The organism is Streptomyces sp. NPDC059828, from assembly GCF_042731955.1.
In the GTDB taxonomy this organism is placed as follows: Bacteria; Actinomycetota; Actinomycetes; order Streptomycetales; family Streptomycetaceae; genus Streptomyces.
Genome location: NZ_JBHWIW010000001.1, coordinates 96,858 through 112,694 on the forward strand (window position 1 = coordinate 96,858; position 15,837 = coordinate 112,694).

9 protein-coding genes are annotated in these 15,837 nt (G+C 70.6%); 2 read left to right on the forward strand and 7 right to left on the reverse strand.

Annotated features, from left to right (window positions below; all coding sequences use genetic code 11):
* Positions 1–82: 82 nt before the first annotated feature.
* The 4 genes from ACFV6V_RS00350 to ACFV6V_RS00365 all read right to left on the reverse strand — a co-directional run bounded on the left by ACFV6V_RS00350 (position 83) and on the right by ACFV6V_RS00365 (position 7,712).
* Entirely contained in the window at positions 83–1,855 is a 1,773-nt protein-coding gene (locus ACFV6V_RS00350; protein ID WP_385556784.1) for a S8 family serine peptidase, read from the reverse strand.
* Positions 1,856–2,057: 202 nt separating this feature from the next.
* Positions 2,058–3,719 carry a ricin-type beta-trefoil lectin domain protein gene (locus ACFV6V_RS00355; protein WP_385556787.1) on the reverse strand — a complete coding sequence of 554 codons (1,662 nt, stop codon included), beginning with the start codon at positions 3,717–3,719 and terminating at the stop codon, positions 2,058–2,060.
* A gap of 230 nt (positions 3,720–3,949) precedes the next feature.
* Positions 3,950–6,412: a SpoIIE family protein phosphatase gene (locus ACFV6V_RS00360; RefSeq protein ID WP_385556790.1), complete on the reverse strand. Its 2,463-nt coding sequence runs from the start codon at positions 6,410–6,412 to the stop codon at positions 3,950–3,952.
* A 76-nt stretch (positions 6,413–6,488) separates the two neighbouring features.
* Positions 6,489–7,712 carry a PP2C family protein-serine/threonine phosphatase gene (locus tag ACFV6V_RS00365; RefSeq protein ID WP_385556792.1) on the reverse strand — a complete coding sequence of 408 codons (1,224 nt, stop codon included), beginning with the start codon at positions 7,710–7,712 and terminating at the stop codon, positions 6,489–6,491.
* A 313-nt stretch (positions 7,713–8,025) separates the two neighbouring features.
* On the opposite strand from ACFV6V_RS00365, the gene ACFV6V_RS00370 reads away from it, so the two are divergent.
* Positions 8,026–10,038: a transglycosylase domain-containing protein gene (locus ACFV6V_RS00370; protein ID WP_385556795.1), complete on the forward strand. Its 2,013-nt coding sequence runs from the start codon at positions 8,026–8,028 to the stop codon at positions 10,036–10,038.
* Between the two features lie 26 nt (positions 10,039–10,064).
* Here ACFV6V_RS00370 and ACFV6V_RS00375 read toward each other — a convergent pair whose 3' ends face one another.
* On the reverse strand, positions 10,065–11,687 hold the full coding sequence (locus tag ACFV6V_RS00375) for an FAD-binding oxidoreductase (protein WP_385556797.1): 1,623 nt from the start codon (positions 11,685–11,687) through the stop codon (positions 10,065–10,067).
* Positions 11,688–11,806: 119 nt separating this feature from the next.
* Positions 11,807–13,045, reverse strand: coding sequence for a saccharopine dehydrogenase family protein (locus ACFV6V_RS00380; RefSeq protein ID WP_385556800.1), 1,239 nt, complete (start codon positions 13,043–13,045; stop codon positions 11,807–11,809).
* Positions 13,046–13,171: 126 nt separating this feature from the next.
* Here ACFV6V_RS00380 and ACFV6V_RS00385 point away from each other — a divergent pair, with 126 nt between their 5' ends.
* Positions 13,172–13,873 (forward strand): TetR/AcrR family transcriptional regulator, encoded by a 702-nt coding sequence (locus tag ACFV6V_RS00385; protein ID WP_385556803.1) that lies wholly within the window; start codon positions 13,172–13,174, stop codon positions 13,871–13,873.
* 33 nt (positions 13,874–13,906) lie between these two features.
* Here ACFV6V_RS00385 and ACFV6V_RS00390 read toward each other — a convergent pair whose 3' ends face one another.
* Positions 13,907–15,817: a VanW family protein gene (locus ACFV6V_RS00390; protein WP_385556805.1), complete on the reverse strand. Its 1,911-nt coding sequence runs from the start codon at positions 15,815–15,817 to the stop codon at positions 13,907–13,909.
* Between the last annotated feature and the right edge of the window lie 20 nt (positions 15,818–15,837).

Below are 15,837 nucleotides of genomic sequence, written 5' to 3' on the forward strand. Positions count from 1 at the left end.
CCGGGTGCGGCGGTCGGCCGCACCCCGGCAGCGCTGACCCGGGGGTCCCGGAGGATCCCGGGTGCCTGGAGGTCCCGGGTCCCTAGAGGGTCAGGTTCCAGGCGTCGATCTTCCCGGTGTCCTGGGAGGCCACGTCACGGACGCGCAGCTTCCAGGTGCCGGACGCGGTCTCCGACGACGCGTCGACCTCGTAGGTCTTGGCCACGTTGTCGGTGCTGTCGTTGTTGGCGAAGTCCTCGAGCGTGTAGACGGTGCCGTCGGGGGCCACGAGCGAGAGCACAAGGTCACCGCGGTAGGTGTGCTTGATGTCCACGCCCACCTTGAGGGTCGCCGGAGCGTTCCCGCTCACACCGCTGACGGTGATCGAGGACTCGACCGTGCTGTTGTCGGCGATCGCGACGTCCGTGGTGTTCTCGAAGTACTTGCCGGGCGGAGGGGTGGTACCGACGGCCTTGAGCGCGTCGACCTGGCCCTCACCGAAGAACCCGTTCCTGGTGGTCGTGCCCGTGCACCTGCTGTCGGACGGGCAGGCGGTGTCGGTGGCCTGGGAGGCCAGCTTGGTGCGCAGGTCGGCCGGGGTGGCGGTGGGGTTGGTGCTCGCGAGCAGCGCGGCGACACCGGCCACGTGCGGGGACGCCATCGAAGTGCCGCTGAGGTTGCCGTACTTGCCGCCCGGAAGCGTCGAGTAGACACCGGACGCACCGTCGCCGCCCGGGGCGGCGACATCGATGACGTCGCGGCCGAAGTTGGAGTACGAGGCCTTGACGTTGCCCTTGCCCATGGCCGAGACGGTCACCACACCCGGAAGCTCGGTGGGGATGTCGATGCAGGCGTTGGTGATCGTGCGGGTCACCGGGGTCGAGTCGTTGGGGCTCTCGGAGTCGGTGGTCTTGTTGGCGAGGTCGTAGTTGGAGTTGCCCGCCGCCGCGACCTGGAGGGAGCCCTTGCCCTCCGCGTACTCCTGGGCGCGCCTGACGCCCTCGATGATCGCCGCCTGGTCCACGTTGTCCGGGCAGTTGAACTGCCACGGGTCGGTGTAGTAGCTGTTGTTGGTGACCTTGAAGCCGTGGTCACCGGCCCACATGAAGCCACAGACGGTGTTCTCGGCGAAGAACAGGGTGGAGCTGGGCTCGGCGATCCGGACGGAGGAGATCTTCACGCCCGGGGCGACACCGATGACGCCCTTGCCGTTCTTGGCTGCCGCGATGGTGCCCGCGACATGTGTGCCGTGCTGGTCGACGTCGCGCCAGGCCCCGAACCGGGTGTCCGCCTTGCCGTAGGCGCAGGACACCGAGTCGGCCGCGTTGAAGTTGGGCGCGATGTCCTGGTGCAGGTCGTCGACGCCGGTGTCGAGCACTCCGACCTTGACGGTGGCGGAGCCGGTGGTGACGGCCCAGGCCTTGTCCGCGTTGATCTGGGTCATGTCCCAGCGGTTGGACTCGGTCAGGGTCGTGGTGGCCTGCGTGGGCGTGGCAGGCAGCGCGGGGTTGTAGGCGTCGGCGGGGATGTCGGAGGTGCGGGTGGCACCGACCTTCTGGACGCCGCTGACGCCGCGCATGGTGGCGGCGAAGGAGGTGGAGGTGGAGTGCGCCACGATCACGCCGATGGCGTCGTAGTGGGCGAACACCGTGCCGCCGTTACCGGTGACCGCGGTGCGTACGGCGGAGGTGTCACCGGGCGCGGTGATGACCAGGTAGGCCCTGGTGCCCGCGGCCCAGGACGCGGTGGCTGTGGCAGGGGCGGCACTGGGGGCCGCCTGGGCTGCCGCGACGGGAGTCACGAACGCCGCTGCCGCCCCGAGCGCGGCGATGGCCACGACCGTGCGTCTGAGCTGGCGGGATATGGGGGTAGGCAAAGCATCCTCCGAAAGCCCGGTGGTGCTGTGACACCGCCGGGCCATGATGTGGGAAGTGGTGGACGAAAGATGCCAGACCGCAGCCCCATATGGGAAGAGTTTGATCACACAAGTCGCTTTCACCCTCGAGCGGTTGGCGACTTCCGATCCACCCGTTGCGGGCGATGTTCACATCTGACGTGCCGTCATATCCCTTTACTGTTCATCGGATTCGCCCGCCGGTCCAGCGTTGGTCGCGGTCCGTGTCGTCGGTGGGATTGGTTCGTTCGAAGCCGAGCTCGCTGCCCACTTCGTCCGACTCGGGTTCCAATGCGAAACCCGGGGCGATCCAGGGGTGCAGGATCCCCGCGGCATCGATGGTGAAGAGCAGATTCACCCCGCTCCCGCCGCTGACCGACGCACACGTCCAGATGCCGGCCCCGCGGTCGGTGTCGCCGCGCGAGTCCAGGCAGAAGGCGGGATCCGCAGCGCTGCGCAGCAGTCCACTGGGCTCAAGGCTCCACTGCTGAGTGGCGGCTCCCGAGCAGGGGGCGGTGACCACGTCGGTGCGATTGACCATCACGCCGTCCTCGATGTCCAGGCACAACCCGGTGGCCTCGTTGACCACTTGGGTGCGGCCACCGCCCGGGACGATGCGTGGAATCCGGGGAGCCACCGGGCTGGAGGGGGCGGCGGTCGGCGCCGAGGGCTTGGGCGGAGCGGCCGATGCGGACGGAGTCGGCGGCTGGCGCGAGGGCTGCTTCGAGGGTGTTGTGGAGGGCGATGGGGTGGGCGGGAGGAGCGGTGTACTGGCGGTGGGTCCGGCCTGCCGGACGGGCGGTTCCCCGGTGCCGGTCTGCACCGCCGCGGTGTCGTCGGATGCCGTCGCGAGGAGTGTGCTGACCGTGACGGCGCCGCCGGAGACCGCCACCGCCGCGGCGATGGCGACGGACCGGGACGGGATGCGCAGCGTGGCTCGGAGCCGCTTCACTCCGCCTGCCGGATTCGCGCCGGCGAACGGGGCTACGCGCCCCGTCCCGTCCCCCCCACCGCGCCCCGCCACAACGGCGTCGAACAGTCCGGGCGCCGGTACGTGTGCGGTGTAGGAGGCCCCACCCCACCCGATGAGACCCTCCGCGCACACGACCCGGGGCTCGTCGGCCATCCTGGTCAGCGCGGCGACCAGCCCCGTGCAGCCGGGACACTGTTCCAGATGGACCGTCAGATCCTGGCTGTAGCGGCGGTCTTCGGGGCCCGTGGCGGCATCGATGATACGGCGGTACCCCAGACACCTCGGGTCGCCGCGCTCCAGCTGGGCCTGGATCCATGCCCGGCGCAGGGCGTCCCGCGCCTTGGGCCGCAGTCCGCGGACCGTGTCCGTGGGGATGCCGAGGAAGCCCCCGACGGTGGCGTCGGCCTCGTCGTCCACGATCGCGTACCAGAGGACGCCACGCATGAGCTCCGGTAGCCGGTGGAAGCCCACACACATGGCGGACGAGGCCTCGGCACCGGCCTCGATCCAGGTGAGGAAGTCGGGTTCGAGACGGTCACGGCGGCTTCCGGCTCCCCAGGCGCGGCCGGTCCGCTGCACCAGCATCAGCAGATGGTGGCGCCAGGTCCCGCTCGGCTCGATGCCCCGGAGGGCTTCCTGGACGGCGAGATCGAAGGCCCGCACTGCCAGTTGGTTGGCGGCGGTCTGGTTGCTTGTGCACAGGCGGGTGTAGGCGAGCACCGCGGGCAGATGGCGGCGCTTGAGCTCCAGGGCCGCCGGTTGCGCGGCCGGGGCGCCGGCGCGGATCCGTTCGGTGAGCTCGGAGTCCGTGAGACCGGTGTGCACCTGCTTCTCGTGCGCGGCATCCGGATCCGCGCGGTGGAGCTCTGACACCCTGTGACTCCTCATTCGCTACGCACGGCGGACGGCCCTCAGGCACCGGTCTGTCCGCCACCGGAACGCCTCCGGTTTGTTACCTATGGGAACAAGTGCCCATGGTGGGGGCTGCGGTGTGCGCGTGGAAAGGTGTTTCCGAAGGTAAGTCGTGCCAAACATCAGCAGTCGGGCCGGGTTTCCGTCCTTGGCGCCGTCCGAGCCGGGTGTGAACTGGCCGCAGCCGGGCGTCAGTCGGGCGCGGTCGTTGTTCCATCCGGTCGAGGCAGAGCCTGTTCCGTCCATATGGTCTTGCCGGACGGTCCGTAGCGGGTGCCCCAGCGCTGAACGAGCTGGGCGACGATGAACAGGCCGCGCCCGCCCTCGTCGTCGTCCGCGCTGTGGCGCAGATGGGGGGAGGTGTGTGCGGCGTCGGCGACTTCGCACACCAGCGCGCGGTCATGGATCAGTCGCAGGTGCAGCGGGCCTGCGGCGTGCCGGACGGCATTGGTGAGCAGCTCGCTGACGATCAGCTCGGTGGGGAACACGAGCTCATCGAGCCCCCAGGTCCGCAGACGCTCCGCGGCCGATTCCCGGGCGCGACCGACCGACACGGGCTCGGCCGGGAGATCCCAGGTGGCGACCCTGCGGCAGTCGAGCTCGCGGGTGCGCACCAGCAGCAGGGCCGAGTCGTCGCTGGTCGTGCCCTCCGGCAGGAGTGCCGTGACCACCCGGTCGCAGATGTCGTCCAGTGACCCCCTGCTGTCGGCGAGTGCGTGTTTCAGGGTGGCGAGTCCTTCGTCGACATCCCGGTCACGCGACTCGACCAGGCCGTCGGTGAAGAGCGCCAGCAGACTGCCCACGGGCAGCTCGACGTCGAAGCAGTCGAACGGCAGTCCGCCAAGACCCAGCGGCGGGCCGACGGGCAGATCCAGGATGGTGACCTGCCCGTCGGGGTGCACGACGGCGGGCGGTGGATGGCCCGCGCGGGCCATGGCGCAGTGCCTGGACGCCGGATCGTAGACCACGTACACACACGTGGCACCGGTGGCCACGTCCTCGCTGTCGGTGAACCCGACCGACGTGGTGGACGGGGCGGATTCGGTGGCGGTGCCGGAGCGGTCCTCGGCGGCCTGGACCACCAGGTCGTCGAGCCGGGTGAGCAGCTCGTCGGGGGGCAGGTCGAGCGGCGCGAGTGCCCGGACCGTCGTACGCAGCCTGCCCATGGTGGCCGCGGCGTGGACCCCGTGGCCCACCACATCGCCGACGACCAGTCCGACACGGGTGCCGGAGAGCGGGATGACATCGAACCAGTCGCCGCCCACACCGGTCACATCGTCCGTCGGCAGATAGCGATAGGCCAGATCCACCGCCGAGTTCGACGGCAGATGCCGGGGCAGGAGCTGACGCTGAAGGGCGAGCGCCGCCGATCGTTCACGGGTGAAGCGGCGGGCGTTGTCGATGGACACCGCCGCCCTGGCGACCAGCTCGTCCGCCAGCGCCACCGCGCCGCTGTCGAAGACGCCCGCCCCGTCGCCGCGGACGAAGGAGACCAGGCCCAGCGGGTTGCCGCCGATCCGCAGTGGCACCACCAGGGTGTCCTCTTCGCGCACCAGCCCTCCGGACGCGAGGCTGCGCTGCTGCGGCGAGTCCGGGGCGTAGGTCACCGGCCGGCAGGGCCGGGACTGCGAGACCACGGCCTCCGGGGTGCCGTCGGTGCCGGGCTCGACACGGCGGCCGGCGGTGCGGATCAGCACCGTGTCCGGACCGAGCGTCCCCGGTGCCTCGCCCTCCAGCACGGGGGCGGCTATGTCCACGTCGACGCGGCCGGCGAACTCCGGGACCGCCACCTCGGCAAGCTCCTCGGTCGTGGCGACGACGTCGAGCGTCGTCCCTACATGACGGCTCGCTTCCACGAGCAGATTCAACTGCCGCTGGGCCTCGTAGCGTTCCGAGATGTCGAAAGCGTCCTCGCAGACTCCGAACACATGCCCGTCGGGGTCCTGCAGCCGGTAGTAGGAGCAGGACCAGAGGTGCTCGACGCCGGGGTCGCTGGGTTGCTCACCGCGGAAGTGCAGGTCGAGCAGCGCCTCACCGGTCTCGAGCACATGGCGCAGGACGTCGTCGAGCCGCTCCGGATAGCCCGGCGAGATGAATCTTCCCTCGGGGTACAGATCGGAGCCCCGCTTGCCACGGAAGGCGGCGAACGGCAGTCCGATCTCCTCCTCGTACGCGGCGTTGCACCAGGTCAGATGGAGGTCGGTGTCATGGATGGCGAGCCCGACGGGCGACTGCGTGGCCAGGCCGTGCAGCAGGGCGAAGCGGGACTCCCAGAGCCGGAGTCCGCCGCGCTCCGCCGCCACCAGGACCTGCCCCTCCCCCACCGTGCCGGTCAGCGGGGACACCACGGTGACCAGCTGAAGGCGGTGGCCGTCCCGGTGGACGGCCAGGCACACGTCCCCTTCGTCGGGCCATGGGCCGGCGGGTGCGGCGGAGCCGTACTGGGGCGAGGTGGCGGGCTCCCGGTTGGGAGGCGCCGCAACGGGGGTCAGAAACGCCTCCAGGGAGCGGCCCACGACGTCCTCGGGACGGTAGCCGAGCAGGTTCTGCGCGGCGGGGCTCCAGCCGATGACGAGGCCCCGGCTGTCGAGCACCACCGTGGCGGCCCTGGTGACGTCCAGGGGGCCACGGAAATCGCCGTTCTCGGCTGCCATCCGTGCGCTCACGACGCCCCACCGGCCTGATTCATCATGTCCAGAATCCGCCCGCAGCCAGGCGCCCGCAACGCGTTCACAGCCGGACCACGACGAGCGCGATGTCGTCGCGGGCCCCGCCACTGACCCCGAGACGCGCCAGCACCGCGTCGGCGAGCCGCTCCGCGCCGAGCCGGTGATACCGGGCGAGGGCGTCGGTGAGCCTGGCGAGACCCGAGTCGATGTCCTCGCCGCGGCGCTCGATGAGTCCGTCGGTGTAGAGGACCAGTGTGGCGTCGGGGCTGTAGGAACAGCTCGTCTGTGGCCGGGGCACATGTGCGGGACGGGCGCCCAGCGGCGGATCGGTCGCCTGGTCCAGGAGCTGGTAGTCGCCGCCGCGGTGCAGCAGCACGGGCGGCGGATGTCCGGCGCTGCTGTACGTGATCAGCCGGCTACGGGTGTCGATGACCACTTGGGCCGCAGTGGCTGCCAGGGCGCCCTCCACGGAGCGGGCGTACAGCCCCAGCACTTCCAGGGCCTGGGCGGGGCCGGCGACGGCCCGGGTCGCCGCACTCAGGGCGCTGCGGAGCATGCCCATGATGGTTGCGGCTTCCAGACCGTGGCCCACGACGTCGCCGACCGCCACGGCGAATCGTTCCTCGTTGAGGTCGGCGACGTCGTACCAGTCGCCGCAGACGTTGAGGGAGCCGATGGCCGGCAGATAGCGCACCGCGATGTCCTGGTGTTTGACGAGGTCGGGTGCGTGGAGCATGGCCTCTTGCAGGGTGAGCGCGACCTGGCGTTCGCGGGCGTGGGCGTCGCGGAGTTCGTCGTTGAGCCGCTGGAGCTCTCGCGCCCGCGCGTAGAGCTCGGCTTCCATCTCCTCTTCCCGCTCGCTCGGATTGGCTCCCGAGTTGCGGGAGCGGATGAAAGCGGTGACGTCCTCGACCCGGTGGATGATCCAGACGGTGGCGCCGTGCGCGTCCAGGACCGGTGTGTTGATCGTGGACCACCAGCGCTCCTCGAACCGGCCCGGCTCGTCCACGAGGGGGATGTCGTACCTCTGGAGGGCCATCGAGTCCGGCGCCCGGGTGTCCACGACTCGGTGCAGCGAAGCCTCCACATTGGCCACCCCGTCGACGTCCGGGGCGGCGGGGTTGTCCGGGAAGGCGTCGAAGACGTACTGCCCGATCAGATCCTTCCGTGTCCGGAAGGTGGCGAGCAGGTAGGCGCGATTGACGTCGACGATGACGAAGTCCGTGTCCAGCACCAGATACGGGCTCGGCGTGGCGGCGAACAGCGCTGCGTAGTCGATAGTCATGCCATCACGCGCCTGCCCTTCCGGACATACGGACCATGGCCCCGTGTCTCTGGCTCTCCGATCAATCTACGAGGCTTCCGGCGCGCGCGCAGCGGCGGCCCGGGAGGGACCGCTCCGGGTGGGACACGACGACCACGCACCGGTGTGAACTCCCTCACAGCCGAGAAGGACAACGCGCCGCCCGTGATCTTCGTACTGCTCGGCAAGACCCGCGCGGCTCCTGCCGGATGCGCGCGGAGCCTGATCGGAGGAGCAGGGCCTTCCGGAGGCGCAAGGCTCCGGAAGGCGCAAGACCCTGAGGAGCAGCCGCACCATGCGCGAAGTGATCACTGCGCCACGCTCACGCCGCAGGCAGGGCATCGGGCGCCCGCGTCGGATCGACTACCCCCGATCCGGCAGAGGCGGTGTCCGCCGCTGGGTCCCGTCGTGGCGGCTGTCCCTCGGGGTGTTCCTGAGCCTCGCCGGGGGGCTTCTGGGTCTGTTCGCCGGTGTCTACGTGTACGTCGACGTACCCAGCGAGAACGCCGCCGCCAGCCAGCAGGCCAATGTCTACTACTGGGCCGACGGCAGCCCGATGGTGACCGTGGGCTCCGTCAACCGGCAGAACGTGCCGCTGGCCACCGTGCCCGTGCCGGTCCGCAACGCCGCCATCGCCGCCGAGAACGCGGGCTTCTACACCGACTCCGGTGTCTCCCTTACCGGGCTGGCCCGTGCGGCCGTCAACATGGCCCGGGGCCAGGAGACCCAGGGCGGGTCCACCATCACCCAGCAGTATGTGAAGAACACCTATCTGTCGCAGGAGCAGACGCTGTCCCGCAAGGCGCAGGAGTTCTGCATCGCGCTGAAGCTGGACAGCCGGAAGTCCAAGGACGAGATCCTCCAGGGCTACCTCAACACCAGCTGGTTCGGTCGCGGCGCGTACGGCATCCAGGCCGCCGCGAGGGCGTACTACGGGGTGGGGGTCGCCGAGGTGAACCCCAGTCAGGGTGCTTTCCTGGCCACGCTGCTGAAGGGCGGAAACGCCTACGATCCAGCGCTCGGTGAAGGCAACAGGCGTCGGGCGGTGGAGCGTTGGTCGTGGATCCTGGACCGTGAGGTCGAGCTGGGTATGCTGTCGCCGCAGGAACGCGCCGGATACACGTCGTTCCCGGAACCGCGCAAGCAGTCCCTGGACAACAGCCTCAGCGGCCAGACCGGCTATCTCGTCGACCTCGCGAAGCGGTATGTCAAGAAGCAGACCGGGCTCACGGACGCCGACCTCGACCGCGGTGGCTACCGTGTTCACACCACGTTCGACAAGAGCGCGGTGCGCGAGCTGGAACGCTCCGTGGAAGGGATCCTCGCGAGCGGCCTGGATCCCGAGTCCCGTGCTGAGGACAGGTTCGTGGAGGTCGGCGCTGCGTCCGTACGGCCCGGCGACGGGGCGATCGTCGCGGTCTACGGGGGCGAGGACGCGACCCGTCACTTCACCAACAACGCGGACACAGCGGGGGTTCCCGCGGGCGCGGTGTTCAAGCCGTTCGTCCTGGCGACCGCGTTGCAGCACGGTGTGCGGGGCGGTGACGGCGCCGTGCGGTCCGTGTCAACCGAGAGTTTCTACGACGCGGCCGGACGGCTCTCATCGCGTCTGCTGCCGGTGGACGGCGGCCGGCAGACCTTGCCTGCTCCGCTGGCTGCGATCGAGCGGTTCCCGACCCTGCGGGAGGCCATGGCATCGTCGGCCGACACGCCTTTCCGGCAGCTCGGATCCGACACGGGCCTGAAGCGGGTCGAGGACATGGCGGTGGGCGCGGGGATGCTCCGGAGCAGCATGGCGCCCCGGAACAGTGAGTTCGCGCTCGGCACTTCCTCTCCGAGCGCGATCCGCGTCGCCAACTCGTATGCGACGTTCGCCGGTGGCGGTCTGCGGTACGAGCCGTACTCGGTGACCAAGGTGCTGCACGGTGGCGCACCGGTGGAGGGCCTTCAGCAGCCGCCTGCGCGGCGGGTGATGGACGCCGTGGTGGCGCTCGATGTCACTTCGGTGCTGCGCGACTCGGCGCGTACGACCGCGGCGTCGTCCGCGCCGAACGCGCTGGGCGGTTTCGCGGCGGTCTCCACCGGCGGCGAGGAGACACAGCGGGCGGCCTGGTTCGCGGGGTACACCGACCGGCTGTCCACGGCGGTGACCATGTTCCGGTCACCGCCGGGCAAGCCGCTGCTGCCGCTGGAGGGCACGGGCGGGGAGGACTCGGAGCGCGGGTCCGTGTTCCCCGCCCGTATCTGGTCGGACTACTCGGCGAAGACCGGGGCGTCGTCATCCGTGCCGGCGCCGTCATCGGGCTGAGACGGGCACACGGGACGGGCGCGGGGTCAGAAGGACTGGGGATTCCGGAAGAGCCGCCCCGGGTCGTACGCCTTCTTCACCCGGGCCAGCCGGTCGGCGTTCACCCCGAAGTAGGCCCGCCGCCAGTCCTTCAGCTTGGGGTCGGTGTAGTTCTGGTAGGCCTGGCCGCTCGCCCAGGGCCGCATCGCCGCGTGGGTGCCGTCGAGCCAGGCCTGATGACGGGCCACGGTGGTCGCGGAGGCCCGGTCGGGCCAGGAGACGATGTACTGGGCGAGGAACAGCGCGTTGCGGTGGACGAACGCCGTGTCCGTTGCCCGGACCCGCCCGACGGCGCCGCCCAGGGCGTCGAGCGCGATGCTGCCCGCGCCGCCCCCGCTGAGCGCGGCAAGCCGCTCCACCCGGGTGATCAGTGCCTTGATGCCGTCGGCGGGAATGCTCCGGGTGTAGAAGTCCGAGCGGGCCGCGTACGACTCGCGCGCCACGCGGCCCAGCGGATTCCGGCCGGGCAGGGTGCCCTGCTGGTGGGACTGGGGGATGGTCAGGCCCGAGACACCGCCCATGACCTTCATCGCGTCCATGAACGGGCGGGTGCGTACGGACACCGAGGACGCGGACGCGCCGATGGCGTCGGCAAGGCGGTCGATGCGGTTCTCCAGGTCGCCGCGGCTGCCGAGGCTCAGTCCGCCGACCCGGACCGAGCCCGGCCGTCCGCCGACGGGCGCGGACAGATGAAGGTTCGCCCAGATCTCGTCGGGCGCCGTGGGCGCCCAGCGCTGCCATGCGCGTACCACTGCCTCGGCACGCGCCCAGGGCCAGCTCAGGAAGAAGGTCGTGCAGGTGGGTGCCGCGTGGGTGCGCATCCTGAGTTCGGTGACGACGCCGAACTGGGCGTTGCCGCCACCGCGCAGGGCCCAGAACAGGTCGGGGTCACGGCTGGCGTCCACATCGCGGATCCTGCCGTCGGCGGTGACGATCCGGGCACCGGTGATGCTGTCGCTCGTGAGACCGTAGGCGCGGCTGACCACGCCTATGCCACCGCCCAGCGCCAGCCCGGAGACACCCACGGTGGGGCAGGACCCCGCGGGCACGGTACGGCCGTGCGCGGTCAACCGGTCGTAGACGTCGATGAGTTTGGCGCCTGCGCCGACGGTCGCGGTACCGCCGGAGAGCCTGACGGATGCCAGCTTCTGCACGTCGACGATCAGACCGGGCCCGGACGACCAGCCCGCGTACGAGTGGCCTCCGCTGCGCACCGCCACGGGCACCTCGTGCCGGCGGGCGAACTCGAGACAGCTGCGCACATCCTCCGGCCGTGCACAGTAGGCGACTCCGGCCGGTCGGATCCCGTCGAAGCGCGGGTTGAACAGGGTGCGGGCGGTGTCGTAGTCGCGGGCGCCGGGCCTGATGAGCGTGCCGTCGAGGCCACGGGCGAGTGCTGTCCAGTCACCGGCACGCGGGGGCCTGGGCGCACGGGCCGCCGTGGTGGTGGTCGTCCCGAGCGGGGACGCCCCCGCCGTCCAGGTGCCGGCCGCCACGCCCACCCCGGCGACGGCCCCCGCGCCCAGAAGCACCCGACGCGTCAGCCGTTTGCCGTCCGCTCCCCGCTGTGCCGCTTCCGTCCCGGTTTCCCGCCCCGACGTCGTGCCCATCGCCCCGCCCCTCGCCTTCGGTTGGCATCCGGTGGGGAGGATGGTGGGAAGGTGCGGGTGGGTTCCCGTACAGCGGTACTTGTCTCGAAGCGGTGACACAGCGGGGAGCTGCGGAGCCCTCAGTCTTCGCGCAGGCCCCAGGGAGAGCCGTAGGCGGTGAGCAGGTCGAGGAAGGGCTTGGGGGCGAAGGCCTCGGGACCGAGCACGCCCTTGCCCGTCCAGGCTCCCGTGGCGACGAGCTCCAGGGCGACCACCGGGTTGACGGCCGTCTGCCAGACCACGGCCTGGGAGCCGTACTCCTTCATGGACCACTCGTTGTCGACGACGTGGTAGAGGTAGACCTCCCGTGGCTTGCCGTCCTTGGTCCCCTTGGCCCAAGTGCCCGCACAGGTCTTCCCGCGCATCCTGTCCCCGAGCTTGGCCGGGTCGGGCAGTCCCGCCGCGACCACGTCACGGGGCGAGACCTGCACCGGTCCGTCGGACGACCGCACCGTCACGGGGTCCGTACGGTCGAGGCCGACCTGGTGCAGGACCTTCAGGGTGTTGATGAAGTCCTCGCCGAGCCCGTACTTGAAGGTGACGCGGTCGGCCTCCACCCAGCGGGGGATCAGCAGCACTTCCTCGTGCTCGACGTTGACGCACTCCACCGGACCGATGCCCTCGGGGAACTCGAACACCTCAGGCTCGCTGAACGGAGGCGTGGTGAACCAGCCGCGGCCCTTCTCGTAGATCACCGGAGGGTTGAGGCACTCCTCGATCGTGGTCCAGATACTGAACGAGGGCGCGAAGTCATAGCCCTCCACAGTGAGGTTGGCCCCGTCACGCACGCCGACCTCCTCGAGGGTGTCGAAGAGTTCATCGGCCGCGTAGCGGGCGAAGACATCGGAGAGGCCCGGCTCGACGCCCATGCCCACGAGAGCCAGCCGCCCCGACTTCTCCCACTCGTCCGCCAGGGCGAACTGCTCGTCGCCGAGCTTGACCCCGCACTCCTCGTACGGGCGCTCCGGGTGGGGCCGGGACAGGGACATCGCCATGTCCAGGTAGTGGGCACCGGCGGCGAGTGCCGCCCGGTACAGCGGCATGACGAAGCGGGGGTCGGTGGCGTTGACCAGCACGTCACAGCGTTCGCGTTCGAGCAGTGCGGTGACGGCGGCTTCGTCCGACGCGTCGACGCGTGCGGCGGCGAAGCGCTCGTCCGCCCGGGCGCCCTCCCCCGCCGTGGCGAGGGTTTCCACCGCCGCCGCTGCCCGTGACTCGTCGTAGTCGGCGACGACCATCCGCTCGAAGAACTCTCGACGGGCGGCGATCCGGGTGAAGGCCGTCCCCACCCCACCGGCACCGATCAGCAATACGCGCATAGCCAGGTCCTTTCCCTCAGCCCGAAGTCTGCACGAGGCACTGCCCCGTGCCTGGATGAAACGCAGGAGCCGTTGGTACGGTCAATGGCGTTGGCATAAGGATGACCGAGAGTATGGGGCTGGACGATGCCGAAGAAGGTGGTGCCGGAGCATCTGCGCCGCCGCCGGCGTCCTACCAAGGGCGGCGTGGTGCTCTCCGAGCAGCTGATCGTGGACACGGCTCTGCGGATGCTGCGTGAGCACGGCGGCGAGGGCCTCACCGCGCGGAGGCTGGGGGCGGCGCTGGGCGCGGACCCCAGCACCCTCTACCGGTACTTCCGCGGAATGGACGAACTGACCCTGGCGGTCGGTGACGCGCTCATCGGGCGGGCGCTGCGGGGGTGGTCACCGACGCACGACTGGCGGGCGGATCTGCGGGCGCTCGGACTGCGGATCCACGCCGCGTATCTGGCGCACCCTCAGGCCGCGGTTCTGACGGCGAGCCGGGTCTCGGGCAGGGCGCACGAGATCGCCTCGGACGAGGTCATCCTGGGTGTGCTGCACCGGGCGGGATTCCCCACGCCCGACGCGGTGCGCGTCTACCACTGCTTCATCGACCAGACACTGGCCTTCGCGGCACTGGACGCCGCCGCTCTCGCACTGCCCGAGGCAGCCCGGCGCGCGGACGAGGCCGTATGGCGGGCGACTTACGCCCGGCTGCCCGCGAGCACGCATCCGCATATAGCGCCCGCGGCGCCCTACCTGGTCGCGGAGATGAACGTCAGCGCGTATCCCGCCGCTCTGGACATGCTGATCGAGAGCGCGGCCGCGCAGCTCGCCGCGCGCTGACGTGTACCGGCGCGTCGCGCACAGCGGTGCGGCTCAGCTGGTGCCGGTGCTTGCGGCAGGGGTTTCGGTGTGCAGCGGGTCGGGCTGGTCCGGGGTCTGCACGTCGGGCTGGTCCGAGGTGGTCGTGGACGCCGGGGTCTTCGTGGAGTCCGGGGTCTTCGTGGCGGCCGGGCTTTGCGTGCCGGCCGGGGTCTGGGTGCCGGCCGGCTTCTCCGGGGCACAGTTGACCTTGTCACGCGGCGTGTAGTGGGTCTCGTAGTCCTCCCGCTTCACCTCACGGCCGTCCTGGACGAAGACACGTCCGACGGAGACGTCGAAGCCTTCGAGCGGGGTCTGGACCTCGCACGTGGGACCACTGCCCTTGCGGATTGCCGGGGGCTTGATGTGGGTGCGCGGACCCTTGGTCGCGCGTATCTCGTCGTACTTCTTGGTGCCGAGGAAGGTGATGGTGACCGAGGTGTCGGTGGACGTGGCCTGGATGTAGAGGGCGCGGCCCGAGTCATTGCTCCAGCGCAGGTCGAGCGTGCCCCAGGCGACCGTGGCCTCGCGGCCTTCCGGATAGCGCTCGATGTAGAACGAGTGTGCGCCGTGTTCCAGTGGCTTGACGCCGGCGAAGAACATGGCGTTGTACATGGTCGTAGCGACGGCGGAGACACCGCCACCCGGTGACTTCACGTACTGGCCGTCATTGATCATGATCCCGTCGACGAATCCGTTCTCCTTGGTCCGCTCGCCGACGGTCCGGTTGAAGCTCCACTCCTTGCCGGGCAGGACGAGCGAGCCGTCGATGCGCTCCACGGCACGGGCGATATTGGTGATGCGGTACGGAGCCGCCGGGAAGCGCACGGTGAACGAGGAGACCTTCTCCGTGATCCCGAGCTGGCGGGCCGATGCGGAGGTCAGCCGCGGCTGGATGGCGCGCGCCGCGATCTCCCCGGTGCGGGCCTTGCCGGAACGGGTGAGCAGGGGCAGAACGGCGTCACCGAATGCCTTCTCGGTGACGGGCCGTCCTACGCGGGCCTCTTGAGCCACCACGACGCGGTCGTGGGCGTCGAGGCGGAACTGCGCGTCGCGTGGCCCCTGGGAGGCCTGGCGCAGCGGCTCGGAGACGGCAGGGTCGGTGATGAGGCCGTGCACGTCGAGGGACGGGGTGAGACTGATGCCCTTGCCGGTGGTGCCGGTACCGACCGGCTTCATCACGAGGTGCCTGCCCAGCGTGGCGGGGCTGATGGTGATCCGCTGGTCGCCGAGCGTGAGCGTGACGGGGGCGGACATCGCGGGCCGCGCGATCGCGCGCATGGCCCGCTCCGTCTCGTTCGCTCCGATCCTGGGCTGCGTCCGCTTGACCGGCAGGACGATCTCCTTGACGGCGGTCGCGGGACGCAGGGAGGCTTCCCGGACGGCGGCGAGCGCCTGGGCCCGGTCCAGCGTGGCTCCGGTGACGGGTGCGGTGGCGCGCGCCGTGCCGTTCTCGAAGCTGATGGCTCCGTCACGGGCCTGCCGCTCGGCGGTCCCGCCGATGCGGTCGATCGCGGCGCGGGCCGCCTTCTCGTCGATGCGCACGACCGGCTCGATGTCCCGCTCGGGCGATGCGACGAGCCTGCGGATCACGGTGACGGGGTCCGATGCCGGTTCGGCGGCGCGGTCGATGATCGCGGCCGTGTCCAGGGACATTCCGAGTGCGCCGGGGGCCGCCTGCTCCGTGCGGTCACCGATCGTCAGCGCGACGGGCTCGGCGAAGTCCGAGCCGAGTGTGCGGTCAAGGGTGCGCTGGGCGTCCGCTCGGCTCATGCCACCGATGTCGATGCCACGCACCCGGGTGCCGTCGGGTATGTCCGCGGCCGCGAGGCCGGCCGCGTAGAGGCCCAGCCCGGTCACGACGACTCCTCCTGCGACGGGCAGAGCGATCCGCCGGATGCCCGCCTTGCGGAGTGCCTCTCCCATATCTCTCCCTGCGGCACCCG